We start from the raw sequence: 20,528 nt of genomic DNA, 5'->3' as shown, positions 1-20,528 counted from the left end.
TTAGCGATGGCCAAAAAAGTTGTTGCCTTGATTAAACTTGCCCTTCCCGCTGGAAAGGCAAATCCCGCCCCCCCCGTTGGGCCCGCCTTGGGTCAACATGGGGTCAATATCATGGCGTTTTGCAAAGAATATAACGGCAAAACCGCCGATCAAGTCGGAATGATCATTCCTGTTGAGATTTCGGTCTATGAAGACCGTAGTTTCACCTTTGTCTTAAAAACGCCTCCCGCTTCCGTTTTACTTCGGAAAGCTGCTGGGGTGGAAAGAGGCTCTAACGAGCCGAATAAAACAAAAGTGGGCAGCATTACCCGCGATCAACTCAAGGAAATTGCCCAAACCAAAATGCCCGATCTCAATGCCAACGACATTGACGCGGCGATGAACATTGTGGAAGGGACAGCCCGTAACATGGGCATCACCATCAAAGACTAATTAAGACCTGAATCAGTAAATTATGGGGAGAAGCCTCGCTTCGTTAGCACCCTAGGAGAAAGAATGCCCAAAAAACTCTCAAAACGGATAACAGAAGCCTTATCCAAGATCGACCAAGACCAAATTTATGAGCCGTTAGAAGCCTTAAAACTCCTCAAAGAAACGGCCACAGCCAAGTTTGATGAATCAGCCGAAGCCCATATTCGCTTAGGAATTGACCCCAAATATACCGACCAACAACTGCGGACAACGGTTTCCTTACCCAAAGGAACCGGGCAAGAAGTGAGAGTCGCCGTTATTGCTAGAGGGGAAAAAGTGCAAGAAGCCAGCAATGCGGGGGCAGATGTAGTAGGATCAGAAGAACTGATCGACGAAATTTTACAGGGCATGATGGATTTTGAGGTCTTAATTGCCACCCCTGATATGATGCCGAAAGTCGCTAAATTAGGACGTTTATTAGGGCCACGGGGTTTGATGCCCTCTCCCAAAGGGGGAACCGTAACTACTGATCTCGGAAAGGCGATCGCCGAATTTAAGGCAGGAAAATTAGAATTTCGGGCTGATCGTACAGGGATTGTTCATGTTAGATTTGGAAAGGCATCATTTGCCCCTGAAGACTTGTTGGCTAATCTTAAAGCCTTACAAGAAACCATTGAGCGTAACCGTCCCCCTGGGGCAAAAGGTCGCTACTGGCGGAGCATTTTTGTGGCCGCTTCTATGGGGCCATCGATCCAGGTTGACATTAATGCCTTACGAGATCTAAAACTAGAAGAGGCATAAGGATAAAATAAGTAACTTAGGTAGGGGCGAAGGGCCCTTCGCCCCTACTGGTAACTGTAAAATAAACCCCTAAAACAACTAAAAACTGAACTTTGGTTATACCGAAGACAGCAGGAGCAAACAGCTTAATATCCTGCCGAGGTTGAAGCCTGAAGACAGAAAACACACCAGAAATAAAGGGAGATAAAAGCTCTTTTTTCTGGAATGTTATTCGACTTCGGCCCCGGCATAAAGCTAGGGGTTTATTTTTTGTCCATCGATAAACTTTCCCACAAACCAAGGAGGTGAGAGCAGAATGGGGAGAAACAGGGAAAATAAAGCAGCGGTGATCGCCGATCTCAAGGAACTCTTGAGTGACGCGCAACTGGCCTTTGTCATTGATTATCAAGGGCTATCCGTTGCGGAAATTACCGATCTGCGGAACCGCCTACGTCCCACCGGATCTGTGTGTAAGGTGACAAAAAACACCTTTATGCAGCAAGCGGTGGCAGAAAACGAGACTTGGCAACCCATGACCAACTTTTTGAAGGGGTCAGCGGCCTTTGTCTTAGTCAAAGATGACGTAGGAAGCGCAGTTAGGGCTTATCAAGCCTTCAAAAAAGACACCAAAAAAACCGAATTTCGCGGTGGTGTCATGCAAGGGCAAGCCCTAAACGAAGATCAGGTCAAAGCGATCGCTGACTTACCCTCGAAAGAGGAACTCATGGGGCAAGTGGCCGGCGCGATCAATTCGATCGCTACCAAACTGGCCGTTGGCATCAAAGAGGTTCCATCGTCTTTGGGACGGGGTATCAACGAAGTGCCAAGTTCTTTGGGTCGAGTCATCGGCGCAATGGCAGCCAAAGAAGAGGGAGATGCGGCTTAAGCATCACCCCTCAATCAATTGTGTTTGTTTCATTATCTAATTTGTTCATTTATTGTCAAGGAGTTAAACTATGTCTGCTGCAACTGATGAAATTCTCGAAAAGCTGAAATCTCTTTCTTTATTAGAAGCTTCTGAGTTAGTTAAGCAAATTGAAGAAGCCTTTGGAGTAAGTGCTGCTGCTCCTGCTGGTGGCATGATGATGATGGCTGGGGCTGCTGCTCCTGGTGCGGCCGCGGCTGAACCAGAAGAAGAGAAGACCGAATTTGATGTCATTCTTGAAGAAGTTCCTGCTGATAAGAAGATCGCCATTCTTAAGGTTGTTCGTACCATCACTGGTTTAGGACTGAAAGAGGCAAAAGATCTTGTTGAATCTGCTCCTAAACCTGTCAAGGAAGCCACTGGCAAAGATGATGCAGAAGCTGTCAAGAAGCAACTCGAAGAAGCGGGTGCTAAGGCTAGTGTGAAGTAAGTCTAAAGGACTTTAGTCAATCTTTAAAGCAGGTACTTTTACCTGCTTTTTTGTTTAAATTTAGTGGAAATAACCATGAACTTTATTCACTATTTACAGAAGAAGGAATAAGGAACAGGGTTTAACAGTGTTAAACCCCTACATAAGCTGTTAAGCTTCATGATGTCATCAAACTTTTTAACATGAAATAAGGTGGGCAATGCCCACCCGACAAAAAGTAGTTTATACTAGACTTAAGCGTTAACTAAACTACGAGTATGACGTTCTTTTAGATAAGACATAAATTCCCGTCCTTCCCGTAAACGACGCACTAACATTTGAGGATCAACTAACATTTCTTTGACAATAGGAACGATAGTCTGACGACGGAAATAGAAGCGACGATACATCTGTTCAACGGCATCTTCAATTTCCGATGCTGACAGATCAGGATATTGTAAAGTAGACAATTGAATTCCCGAACTAGCAACTAAATCTTTATTAGTAAACCAGCCATTTTCTTGCGCTTGTTGATACAATTCTGTGCCAGGATAAGGAGAAGCAATAGATACTTGAATGGTATGGGGACTTACTTCACAAGCAAAGCGAATGGTTTCTTCAATGGTTTCCCTTGTTTCATTAGGTAAACCAATAATAAAAGCACCATGTACCTTAATTCCTAACTTGGTGCAGTTTTCCATAAACTTGCGGGCAACTTCTAATTTAATGCCCTTTTTCACCCCATCCAGAACCTTTTGATTACCAGATTCAAACCCAACTAAAAGAAGTCTTAAGCCATTATCTCGGAGAGTTTTCAAGGTGTCATAATCTAGGTTAGCGCGGGCGTTACAACTCCAACTTAGATTTAACTTTTTGAGGTATTCACTAATGGCTATTACCCGCTTTTTGTCAATAGTAAAAGTATCATCATCAAAGAAATATTCTCTGACAGAATCACCCCAAATAGACTTAGCTAAAGCCATTTCTTGGCCTACAGCTTCAGGACTTTTAGCGCGGTATTGATGTCCCCCGATAGTTTGGGGCCATAGACAAAAAGTACACTTAGCAGGACAACCTCGACCAGTGTATAAAGAAACGTAAGGATGGAGCAAATAACCGATGAAATAATTACGGAAATTGAGGTGATCATTATACACAGGAAAAACACTGGGCATAGCATCCCAATCATGAATTAATTCCCGTTCTTCCGTATGTTTAATATTACCGAATTGATCCCGGTAACTGAGTCCTTTAATCTGATCGTAGGACTTACCTTCAGCTAATTCTTTACAAGTGTAATCAAATTCGTTGCGACAAACAAAATCTAAAATCGGGTTTTCTGCTAGGGTTTCAGTGGGCAAAACCGCCGCATGGGCCCCCAATAAACCCACTTGAATGTCAGGGTTTTGGGCTTTAATAGCTTCAGCACATTTGACATCGTTGGGCAAAGTAGGGGTACTGGTATACATAATAACCAGTTCATAGTCCTTAGAAACTTTCAGGACATCCTCTACGGTTTGATCATGGGCCGGTGCATCAATTAGCTTACTACCTGGTACTAAAGCTGCTGGTTGCGCTAACCAAGTGGGATACCAAAAAGAAGTAATTTCCCGTTTCGCTTGATATCTGGCCCCTGCACCTCCATCAAAACCATCAAAAGAAGGAGGACTCAAAAATAGGGTTTTTTTCATCGTGTTTTCACTCACTACCACGTTATGCAATGTTCTTTCTAGTGTAATCTAGCAATTTCTTGCTGTGTCTTAAGAAAAGAAAAACCCTTGTATTTTACTTCTGACTTCTAACTGGTTGGTGAGCGATCAGCTGAACCACTGACTTCTAAATTCTGACACACCCTCCCCGTTTCCCACCATTTTGCACTACAGTAGAACCTAAGATGAATGTTAGGGGCAAACGGCCGTTCGCCTCTACTTAAAGTTAAACCTAAAAGGCCTTATACCATAAGGATACAAATTAGCCCTCTAACCCAGTTGATAACCAATAGGAGATAAATTAGCTTATGCAAGAGCTTGCTTTACGCTCAGAGCTTGACTTTAAAAGCGACACCTACAAAGATGCTTACAGTCGCATTAATGCCATTGTCATTGAAGGTGAGCAAGAAGCTTATCAAAACTACATTGACATGGCCAAACTGTTGCCAGAAGATGGAGAGGAGTTAATTAGTCTCTCTAAGATGGAAAACCGTCATAAAAAAGGGTTTCAAGCTTGTGGTAAAAATTTAGATGTTACCCCTGATATGCCCTATGCTCAGGAATTTTTCTCTCGACTACACGACAACTTCCAAACTGCCAAAGCAGAGGGCCAAATTATCACCTGTTTACTCATTCAATCTCTGATTATCGAAGCTTTTGCGATCGCTGCTTATAATATTTATATTCCTGTGGCTGATCCCTTTGCTCGCAAAATCACTGAAGGGGTAGTTAAAGATGAATATACCCATCTTAACTTTGGGGAAGTTTGGTTAAAAGGGCATTTTGAAGCCTCGAAAGCCGAATTAGAACAAGCTAACAAAGATAACTTACCCATCGTTTGGCAAATGCTCAATGAAGTGGAAAATGATGCCGAAGTTTTAGGCATGGAAAAAGAAGCATTAGTAGAAGACTTTATGATCAGCTATGGAGAAGCCTTAAGTAATATTGGTTTCTCTACCCGCGAAATCATGAAAATGTCTTCCTATGGGTTACGTGCTGCTTAAATCAACAATTTTCGCTTAATTAAGGCATCTGTAGGGGCTTAATCGTATTAAGCCCCTGTTTTCAGGTTGAGTTCCAGAGAATCAGAAGTCTTTCGTGCAGTTTAGGGTAAGATTGTTAAGAGTCTTAACTTTTTCTTATTATCCAGTCTCTTTTCTGCCTAACTATTATCAAGAATAATCAATGTTTGCTCTGATCGGTCATCTTACAAGTTTAGAACACGCCCAGTCCGTTGCTCATGCCCTTGGCTATCCTGAATACGCCAATCAAGGTCTTGATTTTTGGTGTTCAGCCCCACCACAAATCGTCGATCATTTCCATGTTACCAGTGTTACGGGACAAACTATCGAAGGAAAATATGTTGAATCCTGTTTTCTACCGGAAATGCTGGTAAACCGACGGATTAAAGCAGCAATTCGCAAAATATTGAATGCGATGGCCTTGGCACAGAAAAACGAGATTAATATTACGGCATTGGGGGGGTTTTCTTCGATTATTTTTGAAGAATTTAACCTCAAAGATAACAAGCAGGTGCGGAATGTCTCTCTCGAATTTGATCGCTTCACTACAGGAAATACTCACACCGCTTATGTGATCTGTCGTCAGGTAGAGCAAGCATCGGCTAAACTGGGAATTGACTTATCTCAGGCCACTATTGCGGTTTGTGGGGCAACGGGAGACATTGGCAGTGCAGTTTGTCGTTGGTTAGACCGTAAAACGGAGGTTAAGGAACTTTTGTTAATTGCTCGTAATCAAGAGCGTTTACAAGGGTTACAGGAGGAGTTAGGACGGGGTAAAATTATGGGCTTAGAGGAGGCATTACCCCAAGCTGATATTATTGTTTGGGTGGCGAGTATGCCCAAAGGGGTAGAAATTAACCCTGAAACCTTGAAGAAACCCTGTTTGATTATTGATGGGGGTTATCCGAAGAATTTAGGCACGAAAATTCAACATCCTGATGTTCATATTCTCAAAGGGGGAATTGTGGAACATTCTTTAGATATTGACTGGAAAATTATGGAAATTGTCAGTATGGATGTTCCTTCTCGTCAGATGTTTGCCTGTTTTGCTGAAGCTATTTTATTAGAGTTTGAACAATGGCATACTAATTTTTCTTGGGGACGTAATCAAATTACAGTAACGAAAATGGAACAAATAGGAGGAGCTTCTGTTAAGCATGGGTTTCAACCTTTGTTAAGTTGGTAATTAAGTTAATGGATAATGGACAATGGATAATGGACAATGGATAATGGACAATGGATAATTGATAATTAGTTGTTCATAACAAAATATCTTATTTATAATAAGGGTGGGCCATGCTCATCTTTTTTTATAGAAGAACAGGTATAGTCTTATGTCTAACTCACCGTCAAAAGAACAAGCAGAGAAAATTATTAAATGGTTAAATACTAACCGTCACATGGTATTAGATTTATATAAAAATCAATATATTGCTTACAATGAGGAAGGAATCATTAGTCATGGTGAAAATTTACAAGATGTTTTAGATCTTGCTAATACTTCAGGAAAAAACTATTTAATTTATGTTGTTCCTCCTCATCGTTGTTCTATTCAAATTTTACCGATTCATTTTAGATCTGTTGTTCGTCATGATTGGCAACCAAATTATTCAGTAAAATTAAGACATCATGATCGAGCAATTGAAGTTACTATGTTAGTTGATTCAGGAGCAGAAATTAGTCTTCTCTCCTTAAAAGTTGGTCAAGATTTAGGATTGAATTTAGCTGATGCAGAATCAACTTTGTTAGCAGAAACCATTGGCGGAAGGGTTGAATATGTGCTGCGTAATCTCGAAATTACAATTGATAAACACACTTTTATAGCTCCGGTTGCTTGGTTACAAAATCCAACAGAATCTGAACAATTATTGTTAGGAAGAGAAGTGGTTTTTGATAAATTTAATATAGAATTTAGACAAGCTGAAGAAAAAATTATTTTTACTTGGCTTACTTAAAATTCGATATAAAAAAATAAGTAGGTTGCTTTTTATGACCTACTTATCCTAATCATAAAAGACTGGAGAAAGGTTTTAATCTCCTAAGCAAATACCTAAGCCTCTCGCCGTTTTAACTAAGGTTTCTTCAGGGTCAACCGTACGATAAGTTTTGATAGCTTCAGCAATAGGAACACTAATAATTTGTCGGTTTTGCCAAGCCACCATTTGATCGAATTTTCCTTGGGCAATTAAATCAACCGCAGCCACGCCAAACGCCGATCCTAAAAGGCGATCAAAAGGTGAAGGTATTCCCCCCCGTTGAATATGTCCTAATACGGTAACGCGGGTTTCTGCCCCAGTTTTCTCGGCAATTTGTTCGGCAATATATTTGCCAATTCCCCCTAAACGATCTTCGCCAAATTGTTTAATTTCCTTGAGTTGATCTCCCACATCTGTCCGCACGGCTTCTGATACCATGACCAAACAAAAGTGTTTTCCTCTCTCTTGTCTTTGGCGAATTTTCTGGCAAACTTTTTCAATTTTATAGGGAATTTCTGGGATTAAAATTACATCGGCACCCCCCGCTATTCCCGCAGCTAAAGCAATATGTCCCGCATCTCTCCCCATGACTTCTAAAATCATTACTCGGTTATGACTTGCTGCGGTAAAATGGAGACGATCTAAGGCTTCTGTGGCAATATTTGTAGCCGTATCAAAACCGATAGAAAGTTCAGTCGCACCCACATCATTATCAATAGTTTTAGGAATACCAATTAAGTTAATTCCCCCTTGTTGAGCGAGACGACGTAAAATCGCTAAACTGCCATCTCCACCAATACCAATTAAAGCATCTAATCCTAAACTATTGTAACCGTCAATGATTTCTTGAGAGCGATCGCGTAACTCACCATCACCCATAGGAAACGCAAAGGGATCGCCCTTATTCGTAGTTCCTAAAATTGTTCCTCCCATTAACAATAAGTTATCGAGTTTATCTATCTCGAATTCCATCACTTGTGGGGGACGAGTCATTAACCCATGAGTCGCTTCTCGAATACCAACAACTTCCCAATTATAGGTTCCGATCGCATGATAAACCACTGCACGAATTACGGCATTTAAACCAGCACAGTCTCCACCACTGGTAAGAATTCCAATGCGCTTTTTCTCACCCATTTTTGTCATCTATAAAATAAAATTAATTCTATTGTTAGCTATGGAGGTAATCTTTTGGTTAACCTTAAGGAATTTTATAGAAATACCTAAACTTGTGCAGATTGACTAAAATTTGGGAACACTACCAATATAAGGTTATCAAGAGGGATTCACAAATGCAAGCTTCAGAAACTAAGTTACAACAGATCATTGAAGGGACAAAACAATACATTATTCCTTTATTTCAACGAGCTTACAGTTGGAAAAAAAAGGAATGGCAAGATTTGTGGGATGATATTCTTGAACTTTGTAACACAGAGAACCCTCGCCCTCATTTTATGGGTTCTATTGTGACTATTCCGACGACATCTGTACCAGAAGGAGTTACAAAATATCTCTTAATTGATGGACAACAACGTTTAACAACTGTTTTTATTCTTCTAGCTGCTTTACGAGATAGAGCTACACAGTCAAAAAATGAAAATTTAGCGGCACAAATCAATAATACTCTGTTAGTAAATCCCTATAATGAAGGATTAGAAAAATATAAAATACAACCGACACAATTACAATTAGATAGAGAAAATTTTTATCAAATCATTGATAATCAATCAAAAAGTAAGGAAAGTAATATTTCTCTATGTTATCTTTTCTTTGAAAAAAAAATTCAGCAAAGTAAACTAGAGTTATCTAAAATAAAGAACATTATCTGTAGTAGTTTTTTTCTTGTTAGTGTTGTTCTTGGTATTGATGATGATCCTTATCGCGTGTTTGAAAGTCTTAATGCTAAGGGCAAACCATTAACACAAGCAGATTTGATTCGCAACTATTTTTTTATGCTAATTCCTACAGATGAACAAGAATCTATTTATAGAAAATATTGGGAACCGATGCAAGCTCTTTTAAAAGACAATCTCACAGAATTTATTCGACATTATCTAATTAAGAAAGGTATAGAAGTTAGAGAAAATGAAATTTACGTTGAAATTAAAGCTCAGATTAATGATAAAAATGCTGTTGAATATCTTCAAAGTTTATATAAGTTTTCTCAAAATTATGGTAAGCTTTTAAATCCAGAACAAGAGCAAAAAGAAAATATTCGTTACTATCTCCATCGTCTTAACCGTTTAGAAGTTACTACTATTTATCCATTTTTATTAAACTGTTATGATGATTGGATGCAAGCAAAAATAACAGAAAAAGATTTTATAGATATTCTCAAAATCTTAGAAAACTTTATTTTGCGACGGTTTGTTTGTAATGTTCAAACGAGAGGATTAAATAGAATTTTTGCTTTACTTTATGCCCAAGTTAGTAAAGAGACTAATCTAGCTTCAGATAGCTTTATTGAACGATTAAAATTAGCTTTACAAAGTCGTGATTATCCCAAAGATCAAGAGTTTAAAGATAGATTAATGGAAGTTAAGCTTTATGGGAATAATCGTTCTAAAAAAACTAAATTAATTCTCGAATCTATTGAAGCTTTTTATAAGCATAAAGAACCAGTATCTTTCGATGATTTATCTATTGAACATATCATGCCTCAAAAGCTTAGTCAATGGTGGAAACAACATTTAGGAGAAGATTGGGCAATTACTCATGAATTGTGGGTTCATTCTTTGGGTAATTTGACACTTACAGGCTTTAATTCTGAGCTTTCTAATGATGATTTTATCACTAAACGCAGTCACTTTAAAAATAATAGTCATGTGGAGTTAAATAAATATTTTGAAGATCAACAATCATGGTGTAAAGAAGATATAGAAAAAAGAGCAGAATATCTCGCCGATATTGCTTTACAAATTTGGAATTATTTTGGAGATGAATCTGCTCCACCTCCTCAAGTAAATAACATCACAGGAAAAACTCCTAAATTATTAACTATTTTTGGACAAGAATTTTCTGTAAGAACATGGCGAGATGTTTTAGAAGTTACTTTAAATAAGATTGCTGATGTAGAATCAGACCGATTTAAAGATATCATAGAACAATTTCCTCGCTTTGTTGGATGGGATAATAAAGATTTTCACTCTACTCGTAAACTGCAAAATGGGGCGTTCATTAACGTTAATTTATCAGCTAAAGATATCAATAATTTCTGCCACAAAGCCCTAGAAACTGTTGAAATATCTAGGGAAGAATGGCAGTTAGAAACTGTTGAAAAAAGCTGATAATTTTGAATTAAAACCTCAATAATTTCTATCAAACTAAACAGATAAATGATTAAACCATTGCTCTAAATCTTCTGTGGAGTGAAAATCTAATAAAGCTTCTCCCAGGTTTTCCAATTGTTCGATAGAAAGACTTTGAATTTTTTGGGATAATTGAGGAGATACGCCACCGATACGTCTGTTTAATAGACGTAATATCATATTTACTCCTTCTTTCTGTCTTCCTTGATCTTCAATTTCTTGATAAATAACTGATTCTTTCATGATGTCATTCCTCAATAATCTTTGGATGATGTCTTTATTTAATACTAATCCAGCTAAAATGGCAGTTGATGCAGCTAGGTTACTTTGTTCTGTTAAATCCCTTATCTGCTCAATTTTTTGTCCAATTTGCCTGAGTAGATTTTCTCGATTTTCAACTTTACTTAGTATAGCAAAAGGAAACAGCCCAGGAGATTGTAATAATGTTTCAGATGGGGTTTCCCAGAGACGAATAACCTCAAATTCATGATGTGTTTTCCCTCGCTGATAATAATTCTGTCTGACTAAGGGTGATTGATTTTTCCTGAGATAAATTACCACTTAATAGATGTCTTTTTGTTTATAACGTGGATAGAGTCTGACGGCATAATCTAACATTCTATTGAGTTGCGATGAATTTACAGGTAGAATCATACATAGATTTTGATTAGACGAAATATGTTAACAATTATTGGTTGTGGTAATTTGAATCGTTGTGATGATGCAGTTGGGGTAATTATTGCTCAGAAATTACAAGAAATTTTCAGCAAAAATCCCTTATCTAATGTACGGATTTATGATTGTGGGACTGCGGGAATGGAGGTGATGTTTCAAGCAAGAGGAAGTCAAAAATTAATCATTATTGATGCTTGTTCTACAGATTCAGAACCAGGGACAATTTATAAGGTTCCAGGAGAAGAATTAGAAGCGTTACCAGAACCAAGTTATAGTTTACATGATTTTCGTTGGGATCATGCCTTGGCCGCCGGAAAAAAGATATTTAAGGAGGATTTTCCTAAGGATGTTATGGTTTATTTAATTGAAGCAGAAAACTTAGGTTTAGGATTAGAAATTAGTCCCAGTTTACAACCCGCAGTTAAACAAGTTATTAAGTGGATAGAACAGGAAATTAATGAGTTTTGTTTAAATCGTTAAAATCTATAATGTCTATTTTATTGAACTCCAACGGTTCTACCATTCGATCCAAATACAATAGGGGTGTCTTGTTTTAATGGTTCCCAACCTACATTATACCCTGCTTTCCAAGCTTGTTTTCTAGCAACTCGAAACGCCGAAAAACTGTCAGGACGAACAATAAAGGCCAAATAATCTGTATTAGGATCGAATTTTTCTAGGGTTTTATTAAACTCTGAATCGGTTTGAGAAATGGTTTTATAAGATTCTCCGGTTTCGGGGGTTAAAGGTTCATATAATAAGGCATCAAGGTCATAAAATTTGACTTTGTAATGTTCTGTTTGTCCCCGAAATCCTTTAAAACTTTGGATAGTTTGCACACGACAAGATTGATATTCTTGAATGCGATCTAAATAGTATTGATAGGTGTAGGTATCAAGATTACTGGGAACTTCTGGTAAGCTACATTCGGGAAGATTTTTCATTAAAATGGCAATTTGACGATCTACTTCTTCATCATTAATATAGGATATTTTATTATTTCTGACTTCAAAAAATCGAGGTTTCTTTTTAGTATTGGAAACTAAGGGAGTGCTAACAATACTACTCGATTCTACCGCAACTACAGTAATAAATAAACTAATAAACATTAAGACACCAACTGTATTGGTGAGAATGTCTAAAAAAGAATCTAGATTTTGACTGGGTGAATTGAGTTTTCTCTGTCTTCTATTTCTCATCTTTTTTTAGTTCTTCTATGGTTAATTTCCAATCTTGATCAATGGGTTCATATCCAATATCAATTCCTTGTTTTTCTACCAGATCTCTTACTTCTTGAAATACCTCTATTCCGTCGGGACGAAGGGCCACAATTAAATATTGTTTATGGCGATTTTTTCGCACTTCTTTGATTAATTTATTTAAAGGCGATCGATAATTATTAAGATCTGATTTAGCAACAAAAACTTGACTAGGATGTAACAAGACTCCATCTTCTCGACATTCAATATATTTAGGGATTTTTCCTTGGTTTTCTCCGGTGGTTTCTGTTTTCGCTATGATGGTTATTTTTCGGTCATCTTGTAATAGCTGAGTAGTTAAAACAATGATCAGTAAAATCAGTGTACCAATGGTACAAGCCAAAATTGAAAGGAAGGGAAATAATTCAACTTCTAGGGAACTTCTAGAAAAAGTACGGCGACGCATTCTAAATTTCCTCTGAGTCAGTAAAGGTAATAATTCGAGGTTTACTTAATTTTTCTAACACAGGTTTGATTTTTTGAATTTCACTAATCATCGATTGGGATAGTTCCCTGTTAACGTTTAATTGCTGTTCTAGGGTTTCTAAAAATTTGCTTTTTTCTTGTAGATTCATTTGGTTTAATTGTTCCATTTGTTCAATTAATTTACTGCTCAAAGTTTGTAAGTTTTCAACTTCAAAAATAAAGCTCTGAGAGAGACTTTGTGCTGCTTGTTTTGCATAAGCATGGGCCGGTTCAATTAAAGATTCGGGAGTGGGTAAATACTCTTTAAATGCTTGACGAATGGAGTTATTAATACCATCATAGTCCAAATCTTCACCTCTTTCTTTGAGACGGGGAAACACAACATCATTGAGATAAATATCAATTCTCAGTAATAAACGAGATTCCATTCTTTCCACTAATACTAAAGGAATCATCACTAAAACACTCAATAATAAAGCTAATAATGTGGTATCAAATGCCACTGCCAAACCACTGGTAACTGTGCCAATTCCTTCCTTAATTTGTTCAATTTCTCCCGCTTGTTCTAAGAAACCAGAAAACCCATTAACCGCTTGACTAATACCAACTACTGTCCCAATAAATCCTAATAAGGGAATGGCCCAAACAAGGATACGAGGAAAGGTATAAGAAGACTCCGAAGCACTTAAATAAAAAGAGGAATCATCTAAGGCTAATTCGGCGGCTGCTTTGCGACTTCCTGATTGAATATAAGCCCCAATTACCCGACTACAACGAATGGCTAAAAGTTTATTTTGTTTAGCTAAATTTTTTTGTAAAACCAATAAATCTCGTGACTGAGGATTATCAAAATTCACTGATTGAGGAACCCAGGAACGTCTTAAGGCACTTTTTTCTTGTTGTAGTTTAACGAGTTTAATTACCGTCAAAGCAATCACAATTGATGCTAAATAAATAACCAAATATTGAGTGATTCCCCGATCATATAAAAGAACTCCAAAAAAAGAAGTTCTAAACAGAAAAGCGATCATATAAACCGCAACCGAAAGCATTAAAGCAATGATGGAGACTAACCAGAAATTAACATCAAGTTTCTTCCGTTCCCCATCTCCTGAAGTTAATAAGTATTGATTCGTTTCTTGTGTTTTCATCCTCAGTGAGTTAAATTAATGAGTAGTGAATAACTAAACCAAAATTATCGATATAAAGGCAATATTACCGTAAAGGTACTCCCTTGATCGACTTGAGAGATAACCCCAATAGTTCCCCCCATTCCTTCTACTAAGGTTTTGACGATAGATAACCCTAGTCCCGTTCCCCCAGTATGACGACTTCTCGCTTCATCTACCCGATAAAATCGCTCAAAAATACGAGTTTGATCTCCTAAAGGAATACCAATACCGCGATCGCAAATTTGTAATTTCGCCTTTCCCTTTTCCTGATCAAGTTTAATGATAATTGGCTCGACAGACTGAGAATATTTAACTGCATTGTCAATTAAATTTAATAAAACTTGTTTGAGACGATTTTTATCAGCTTTCACTATTACCTGATCAGCAGGTAGGGAAAATTTAATTAATATAGGATATTGACTAACCATTCCCTGAATTTCAGCTAATAACTCATTCAGAATAATAGGTTCAAAATGAAAGTACATCCGGCCACTATCTGCCCTAGCTAAATCTAATAAATCTTGTAATAATTGAATAGTACGATCTGCTTCTGATGCTGCTGTTTCTAGGGCTTCTCGTTGAATATCTGTTAAATTATGACCTCGGCGCAAGGTACTTTGTAAATAACCAGAAACCACAGTTAAAGGAGTGCGTAACTCATGGGAAACATTACTCACTAACTGACGTTGATCTTCCCAAGCTTCTGAGAGACGCATTAGGGTAGTTTCCAAGGTTTTAGCTAATGCTTTCACCTCACTGGGGGCATTTTCTAACTGAATTTTTGCCTCTCCTAATTGTTCCGCAGAAATATTAGCGGTTAGTTGACTAATACGGTTTAGGGGTTGTAAAGATTTTTTGATATACCAAGCAATTACCACAGTCATACAAACAATAGTAATTAAACTGGCAAAACTGAGACTCCGCATTAAACTGAGAAACATAGTTTGATCCCCAGTAATATCTTGGGCAATATAAAACTCCCCTAAAGTAACACCTTTGACCTTTAAATCCGTGGCACAGAGTAACCAATAACGTCCATTGACCAATTGTAAATCAGGTTGAGTGGGAATATCAGTCAAGGAGACTAATTGTGTGCCACGACTGCCCATTTTTAGGGGCATAGACTGGGCAAAAATCTCCCCTTGAGGCGTTTTAACCCATAAGAGGGTGTTGGTGTTAGTAAGATTATCAATGGCTTTCTGGGTTCCCTCCTGAATAGAAACCATATCGCTATAGATTTCTACATCATGGGGAAAACGATCGGCAATATATTTTGTATTATTTTTGTGAGTGACGACTAAAATATTTTGCATTCGCCAACTGATCCAAGTAACAACCCCACTTAACCCTAGGATAGAAACCGCAGCAATACCAACCGTTAATCTTACTCGTAGGGAAGTTGGATCTAAGACATTTTTAAGCTTCTGAGGGGTAACATTAAGACGGGGTAAAAACTTCATGGGGTAACATTAAACAGAGAACAACATTCATCATCTTTTATGATCTGAGATTAAACTAAGTTTAAGGTGATGGGAATCTGAGTTTTAGCTGAAAGTGTCATAAAGTTATGATTAATTGACACAAAACCGATCACTGGGCAGTCTTTTTTCAAATAAATCGTTACAATTGATAACTGCAACTCGCTAAAACATTCAAAAGAGACAATGACAGAACCATTTAGATTTAGCAATGGGCAACTTGCCTACAGCGTACAAGATTTAATCGGAGTCTGCCAACAGTCTCCCGATGAAGGACTCGCATACTTAAAAAAAGGCGATTTTGAGAACTGGTTGGCTTATATTGGAGAAGGGGAATTATCCAAAAAAGCGCAAGAGCTTCGACGCGCTTCTTTATCCGATGAAGATAAGTTAAAGAAATTTTTAACGAGTCTTCAGTCACCTAAAGCTAAAAAGTCAACCTCAACCCCAACCCAACCGACAACCAAAACGGTTAAAGAATCGACCCCAACCCCAGAAACAGTTAATCCTGTTGTAAAATTACTACAAAGCCTTCAATCTCTCTTTACTGGGAGTAAATAAAGAATATCGCCTTAATTTTTGGGGATGAGAATTTTTTCTTATACTCCAATTTTTGAGAATATTTGTAGGGGTAATTCATGAATTACTCCTACTATCAAAGTTTATAGCCAAATTTTCTGAGTATTTCTTGTCTATCTTTTATGTCTTTTTCTCCTTCTATACCTAGGGGAGAATAGCCATCAATAACCCCTAAAATTCCCCTTCCTTGTTCGGTTTCAGCAATAATTACCTGTACAGGATTAGCTGTAGCGCAATAAATTCGACACACTTCTGGACATTGTTTAATACTGTTTAAAAAGTTAAGCGGAAAGGCATCTTTTAACATAATAATAAAACTATGGCCTGCTGCGATTAGTTGAGCATTTTTTACCGCAATGGTTTGTAATGCTTCATTATTACCTGTAAAACGAATTAATCTGGGGCCAGATGCTTCACAAAAGGCTATTCCAAACTTAACCTGTGATGATATTCCTACCATCACTTCATATAAATCTTCTACAGTTTTAATGAAGTGACTTTGACCTAAAATTAGGTTAGATTCTTCGGGTATTTCTAAGGGGATAATTTTAAGTTCCATGTTTGATCTAGATTAAAATACTGCTGACTTCTGTAGGGGCATAATATATTATGCCCCTACTTTTTGTCCTGTTACATAGACTGATGTTCTTCGTTGTAAAAAATGGCTTCAAAAACAAGGGTTAAACTAATTAAAGTGATGGTGCATACAATTAATAGGGTTATCATTGTCTTGCCTCCTTTCTATATTTTACTTCTGTCTTACCTCTATTTTCCAGAATAGTCCAAAAATTTAAGGAAAATTTAAACTATTTTTTAAATTAGTTTATAAATTCTCTCAGCAGACATCTAGTAGAGGTAATTCATGAATTACCTCTACTAGATAAATTACCGAATAAATATCCTATTCCTGCCCCAATAAGTTCAGCTAAAATACTAATAATTCTAAAAATAGCAATGGCACTTAAAACAATACTAATTGGCAAATTTGATGATTGAAATAAGGTGATAATTGTTGCTTCAAAAACTCCCATTCCTCCAGGCGCACCAGGAATAATTAAACCTAGTAACCAAGCAAAACTAAAGGCACTAAGTAAAATAGGAATTTGTGAGATAGTAACAGGCATAAATGCCAGAAAAACCAGAATAAATCCTAATCCTCTTAACAATACAAATCCTAGTTCTCCCAATAAAATGTTACCAGGATAACGATCTAAATAAACAGATGATTCTTTGATATTTTCCTTTGATTTTAATTTATTTACAAGCCCAATAACTCGATTAATAATTAAAGGATGAATACCAATTAAAACAACAATTAAAGCCAATCCCTGTAACCATAGTATTCCTAGATTATTGGTGGTTTCAATTAACCCAAGAGAATGACTTAATAAAGCAATTAATAAAGCAGCAGCAGCCATTATTAAAGGTTCGAGTAAAACGCTTAAACTAGCAACAGCTAGAGAACCTCCTTGTTTAGAAATCGCAGAAATACGCCCATAAAAATGCCCCACATTACCAGGTAAATACTTATAAATATTGGTAATTAAATAAACTTTTAAACCCCATTGATTACTAAAAGATTGTTTAAATAATTTGAGTATCCATAACCATACCCATGCTGACCAAATATGAGCCATTAATGTAGTAATTAAAGCCAAGAATAACCATAACCATCCTTGAGAATTTAAGCTAATTGCTGTAACCGCTTGCCAATGCTTTTTAAAGGTTATTATTATAAAAAACAATGTAAATCCGACAATAATCCATTTTAAATAAGCTTTAATTAATGACATGATTATTAGCTAATGAATACCCCGACAAATAATGATTAATTCATGCTTTATTTGTTTTTATAAAAGCCTCCAATGCCATTTGTTGAATGCTTCGTAATGGTTGATCAAACTTTCTAGCTAAGGCGGCACAATCTTCATATTCTGGTTGAACATTAATAATTGTTTTTTCTTCTCCCTTTCCTTGACTAGCTATCTTAACCCTAACTTGACCATATTTTATCTCAACTGTCTTAATTTCTCGATCTAAAATAGACCGTTTTTGTATTAATTGACGAATGCCTAAAGTTGTGGTTTCCTTAAAAATAATCTCCTCACATAGCGAAACTTTATCTAAGGGACAAATAACAGTTAATAAAATTCCAGGGCGAGACTTTTTCATATTAACCGACTGGGTAAACACATCTAACGCCCCCGCATTCAATAAACCATCAAAAACATACCCAAACACTTGCGGGCTTAAATCATCAATTTGAGTCTCTAAGACAGCAATTACATCTAGATTACTGTTTTTTTTTCTGCTATACTTTCCCCAATCCACAAACGTAAAATATTAGGAATTGGCAAATCCTTTGAACCAGCCCCTAAACCAACTTTTTCCAGTTTCATTTGCGGTGGTTGTCCAAAACTTTTCACTAAAGTAACCGCAATAGCTGCCCCAGTTGGTGTCACTAATTCTTGGTCAATATTATTACTATAAATCGGAACTTGACGGGACTCCCATAACTTTAGCACTGCCGGAACCGGAACAGGTAAACGACCATGGGCCGCCCAAACTGTCCCCCCACCCGTGGGCATCGCCGAACAGTATAACACCTCAACCCCTAACCAATCTAGCCCTAAGCAAGTCCCTATGATGTCTACAAGGGCATCTGTCGCCCCCACCTCATGAAAATGGACTTTTTCCGGTTCAACGCCGTGTACAGCCCCTTCAGCGATGGCTAACTGACGAAAAATATCAAGACTCCATTCCGTCACCCGTGATGGCAAATTTGCCTGTTGAATCATTAATTCAATCTCTGGTAAATGACGAGCAGGAGGATGATTGGTATGATGGTGATGATGTGTTGTTTGGGATTTTTGGGCTGGTGTTTGATCTAACAATAAATTAACATGAACCTTGGTGGCCACCTGTCCTTGACGGTGAACTTTTTCTTGACTTAACTCATATTCTTGGTCAATTTTTAACCCTTTGAGTTGCTCAATCAAGTATTCTAAAGGAACACCACTATCAACCAATGCGCCTAAACACATATCCCCAGCGATTCCCGTTGCACAGTCAAAATAAGCTATCTTTGTCATAAACTATGGCTATCCTCTACGATCTTCATCCTGATAATCCCCAACCTCGTCGCATTGAGGAAATTTGTGATGCCCTCAGAAAAGGGGCGATCATGCTTTATCCTACAGATACAGTTTACGCGATCGGTTGCGATCTCAATAGTAAATCGGGAGTGCAACGGGTTCGGCAATTAAAGCAATTATCTAATGATAAACCCCTGACATTTTTGTGTTCTTCTCTCTCAAATATTGCCGAATATGCGGCAGTTACAGATGAGGCTTATCGTATTATGAAAAGGGTGGTTCCTGGCCCTTACACTTTTTTGCTTCCCACGACTAAACTTGTGCCAAAATTGGTGATGAGTCCTAAACGGAAAACTACAGGAATTCGAGTTCCTGATCATCCAATTTGTCAGGTAATTTTAAAAGAGTTAGGTAATCCTATTATTTCTACTTCTGCCCATTTACCTGATGAAGATGGAGAATTTCCTACCCTTGACTTAGAAAAAGCCAAACTATTTGACATTTTTGATAATCAGGTTGATCTAATTATTGATAATGACTTAGAACCGGGTTTTGAAGTTTCAACCATTGTTGATATGACTGCCAATCCTCCTGCTATTATTCGACAAGGGTTAGGATGGGAAGAATTGCAAAATTGGGTAACTGTCGCTGTTTAATATATCAGTTTGTAGTGGGGGCTTTAGCCCTCATAGTAAGCTTTTAAAAGCCTACTACAAACTTAATTTACTTACTTACTACTTCAATCAGATCTAATAATGAACGTAACACCCACAAAAATTCCTGATGTCCTGATTATTGAACCGCGTATTTTTGGCGATGAAAGGGGCTTTTTTTATGAAAGTTATAATCATAAAGCCTTTACGGAAGCAATAGGTTTTGATCTCAATTTTGTTCAAGATAATCATTCCCGTTCCTTAAAAAATGTTCTCCGAGGATTACATTATCAAATTCAACAACCCCAAGGAAAATTAGTGAGAGTTGTGGTAGGAGAAGTGTTAGATATTGCGGTTGATATTCGCAAAAATTCCCCTACCTTTGGCCAATGGGTGGGATGTCTTCTCAGTGCAGAAAATAAGCGACAATTTTGGGTTCCTGAAGGATTTGCTCACGGTTTTTTAGTATTATCTGATGCAGCAGAATTTTTATACAAAACCACCGATTATTATGCCCCAGAATATGAAAGATCAATTCTCTGGAATGATCCTGATCTTGGTATAGACTGGCAATTAAAAGAAGAACCAATTGTATCTAAAAAAGATAAAATTGGCACACCGTTCAAACAAGCAGAAGTATTTAATTAAAAT

General features: G+C 37.5%; 22 protein-coding genes, 1 pseudogene and 1 other annotated feature. Of the genes and pseudogenes, 12 read left to right on the top strand and 11 right to left on the bottom strand.

Translation table 11 applies throughout. The annotated features are described in order from the left end of the window. Positions 1–6: 6 nt before the first annotated feature. The 4 genes from rplK (at position 7) to rplL (ending at position 2,546) form a co-directional block, all read left to right on the top strand. The gene (gene rplK / locus VB691_RS10600; protein ID WP_323291458.1) at positions 7–432 is read left to right on the top strand and encodes a 50S ribosomal protein L11; all 426 of its coding nucleotides are present in this window, start codon (positions 7–9) and stop codon (positions 430–432) included. A 63-nt stretch (positions 433–495) separates the two neighbouring features. Further along, positions 496–1,212, top strand: coding sequence for a 50S ribosomal protein L1 (gene rplA / locus VB691_RS10595; protein WP_323291457.1), 717 nt, complete (start codon positions 496–498; stop codon positions 1,210–1,212). A gap of 83 nt (positions 1,213–1,295) precedes the next feature. Next, positions 1,296–1,468: a sequence feature (ribosomal protein L10 leader region), on the top strand. A 39-nt stretch (positions 1,469–1,507) separates the two neighbouring features. Further along, positions 1,508–2,077 (top strand): 50S ribosomal protein L10, encoded by a 570-nt coding sequence (gene rplJ, locus VB691_RS10590; RefSeq protein ID WP_323291456.1) that lies wholly within the window; start codon positions 1,508–1,510, stop codon positions 2,075–2,077. A gap of 70 nt (positions 2,078–2,147) precedes the next feature. After that, positions 2,148–2,546 carry a 50S ribosomal protein L7/L12 gene (gene rplL, locus VB691_RS10585; protein WP_323291455.1) on the top strand — a complete coding sequence of 133 codons (399 nt, stop codon included), beginning with the start codon at positions 2,148–2,150 and terminating at the stop codon, positions 2,544–2,546. 233 nt (positions 2,547–2,779) lie between these two features. Here rplL and hpnJ read toward each other — a convergent pair whose 3' ends face one another. Further along, positions 2,780–4,216 carry a hopanoid biosynthesis associated radical SAM protein HpnJ gene (gene hpnJ / locus VB691_RS10580; protein WP_323291454.1) on the bottom strand — a complete coding sequence of 479 codons (1,437 nt, stop codon included), beginning with the start codon at positions 4,214–4,216 and terminating at the stop codon, positions 2,780–2,782. Between the two features lie 326 nt (positions 4,217–4,542). Here hpnJ and VB691_RS10575 point away from each other — a divergent pair, with 326 nt between their 5' ends. The 3 genes from VB691_RS10575 (at position 4,543) to VB691_RS10565 (ending at position 7,211) form a co-directional block, all read left to right on the top strand. Then, positions 4,543–5,238, top strand: a complete 696-nt coding sequence (locus tag VB691_RS10575; protein ID WP_323291453.1) for an aldehyde oxygenase (deformylating) — start codon at positions 4,543–4,545, stop codon at positions 5,236–5,238. 181 nt (positions 5,239–5,419) lie between these two features. After that, positions 5,420–6,442, top strand: a complete 1,023-nt coding sequence (locus VB691_RS10570; RefSeq protein WP_323291452.1) for a long-chain acyl-[acyl-carrier-protein] reductase — start codon at positions 5,420–5,422, stop codon at positions 6,440–6,442. Positions 6,443–6,590: 148 nt separating this feature from the next. Beyond that, on the top strand, positions 6,591–7,211 hold the full coding sequence (locus VB691_RS10565) for a retropepsin-like domain-containing protein (RefSeq protein ID WP_323291451.1): 621 nt from the start codon (positions 6,591–6,593) through the stop codon (positions 7,209–7,211). A 75-nt stretch (positions 7,212–7,286) separates the two neighbouring features. Here VB691_RS10565 and VB691_RS10560 read toward each other — a convergent pair whose 3' ends face one another. After that, complete coding sequence (locus tag VB691_RS10560; protein WP_323291481.1) at positions 7,287–8,369, bottom strand: ATP-dependent 6-phosphofructokinase; 1,083 nt, start codon at positions 8,367–8,369, stop codon at positions 7,287–7,289. 155 nt (positions 8,370–8,524) lie between these two features. Between VB691_RS10560 and VB691_RS10555 the strand changes: the two genes are divergently transcribed. Beyond that, positions 8,525–10,519 carry a DUF262 domain-containing protein gene (locus VB691_RS10555; protein ID WP_323291450.1) on the top strand — a complete coding sequence of 665 codons (1,995 nt, stop codon included), beginning with the start codon at positions 8,525–8,527 and terminating at the stop codon, positions 10,517–10,519. A gap of 36 nt (positions 10,520–10,555) precedes the next feature. Here VB691_RS10555 and VB691_RS10550 read toward each other — a convergent pair. Next, positions 10,556–11,161: pseudogene (locus VB691_RS10550) on the bottom strand (Rpn family recombination-promoting nuclease/putative transposase); the annotation flags it as partial. A 57-nt stretch (positions 11,162–11,218) separates the two neighbouring features. Here VB691_RS10550 and VB691_RS10545 point away from each other — a divergent pair. Then, positions 11,219–11,695, top strand: coding sequence for a hydrogenase maturation protease (locus VB691_RS10545; RefSeq protein WP_323291449.1), 477 nt, complete (start codon positions 11,219–11,221; stop codon positions 11,693–11,695). Between the two features lie 17 nt (positions 11,696–11,712). Here the strand turns inward: VB691_RS10545 and VB691_RS10540 are convergent, their stop codons facing one another. The 4 genes from VB691_RS10540 to VB691_RS10525 are packed head-to-tail and all read right to left on the bottom strand — an operon-like array spanning position 11,713 to position 15,532. After that, positions 11,713–12,414: a hypothetical protein gene (locus VB691_RS10540; RefSeq protein ID WP_323291448.1), complete on the bottom strand. Its 702-nt coding sequence runs from the start codon at positions 12,412–12,414 to the stop codon at positions 11,713–11,715. After that, positions 12,404–12,880: a hypothetical protein gene (locus tag VB691_RS10535; RefSeq protein WP_323291447.1), complete on the bottom strand. Its 477-nt coding sequence runs from the start codon at positions 12,878–12,880 to the stop codon at positions 12,404–12,406. The genes VB691_RS10540 and VB691_RS10535 overlap by 11 nt, the downstream gene beginning before the upstream one ends. A gap of 1 nt (position 12,881) precedes the next feature. Next, positions 12,882–14,051 (bottom strand): MotA/TolQ/ExbB proton channel family protein, encoded by a 1,170-nt coding sequence (locus VB691_RS10530; protein WP_323291446.1) that lies wholly within the window; start codon positions 14,049–14,051, stop codon positions 12,882–12,884. 44 nt (positions 14,052–14,095) lie between these two features. Continuing rightward, positions 14,096–15,532: a HAMP domain-containing sensor histidine kinase gene (locus VB691_RS10525; protein WP_323291445.1), complete on the bottom strand. Its 1,437-nt coding sequence runs from the start codon at positions 15,530–15,532 to the stop codon at positions 14,096–14,098. A gap of 204 nt (positions 15,533–15,736) precedes the next feature. Between VB691_RS10525 and VB691_RS10520 the strand changes: the two genes are divergently transcribed. Then, a complete protein-coding gene (locus tag VB691_RS10520; RefSeq protein ID WP_323291444.1) occupies positions 15,737–16,111 on the top strand; it encodes a hypothetical protein in 375 nt (124 codons plus the stop codon). A 94-nt stretch (positions 16,112–16,205) separates the two neighbouring features. On the opposite strand, the gene VB691_RS10515 is transcribed toward VB691_RS10520, so the two are convergent. From VB691_RS10515 to larC (VB691_RS10500), 4 genes are all read right to left on the bottom strand, one after another. Next, a complete protein-coding gene (locus tag VB691_RS10515) occupies positions 16,206–16,688 on the bottom strand; it encodes an adenosine-specific kinase (RefSeq protein WP_323291443.1) in 483 nt (160 codons plus the stop codon). A gap of 301 nt (positions 16,689–16,989) precedes the next feature. After that, positions 16,990–17,922 carry a lysylphosphatidylglycerol synthase transmembrane domain-containing protein gene (locus tag VB691_RS10510; RefSeq protein WP_323291442.1) on the bottom strand — a complete coding sequence of 311 codons (933 nt, stop codon included), beginning with the start codon at positions 17,920–17,922 and terminating at the stop codon, positions 16,990–16,992. Between the two features lie 40 nt (positions 17,923–17,962). After that, entirely contained in the window at positions 17,963–18,460 is a 498-nt protein-coding gene (gene larC / locus VB691_RS10505; RefSeq protein ID WP_323291441.1) for a nickel insertion protein, read from the bottom strand. Then, a complete protein-coding gene (larC, locus tag VB691_RS10500; protein ID WP_323291440.1) occupies positions 18,418–19,221 on the bottom strand; it encodes a nickel pincer cofactor biosynthesis protein LarC in 804 nt (267 codons plus the stop codon). The genes larC (VB691_RS10505) and larC (VB691_RS10500) overlap by 43 nt, the downstream gene beginning before the upstream one ends. Before the next feature lie 5 nt (positions 19,222–19,226). On the opposite strand from larC (VB691_RS10500), the gene VB691_RS10495 reads away from it, so the two are divergent. Then, positions 19,227–19,880, top strand: a complete 654-nt coding sequence (locus VB691_RS10495) for an L-threonylcarbamoyladenylate synthase (protein ID WP_323291439.1) — start codon at positions 19,227–19,229, stop codon at positions 19,878–19,880. Positions 19,881–19,979: 99 nt separating this feature from the next. After that, the gene (rfbC, locus tag VB691_RS10490) at positions 19,980–20,525 is read left to right on the top strand and encodes a dTDP-4-dehydrorhamnose 3,5-epimerase (RefSeq protein WP_323291438.1); all 546 of its coding nucleotides are present in this window, start codon (positions 19,980–19,982) and stop codon (positions 20,523–20,525) included. The last annotated feature ends 3 nt before the right edge of the window (positions 20,526–20,528 follow it).

The organism is Crocosphaera sp. XPORK-15E (genome assembly GCF_034931425.1).
In the GTDB taxonomy this organism is placed as follows: Bacteria; Cyanobacteriota; Cyanobacteriia; order Cyanobacteriales; family Microcystaceae; genus UHCC-0190.
This window is presented reverse-complemented; position numbering and strand designations above follow the sequence as displayed.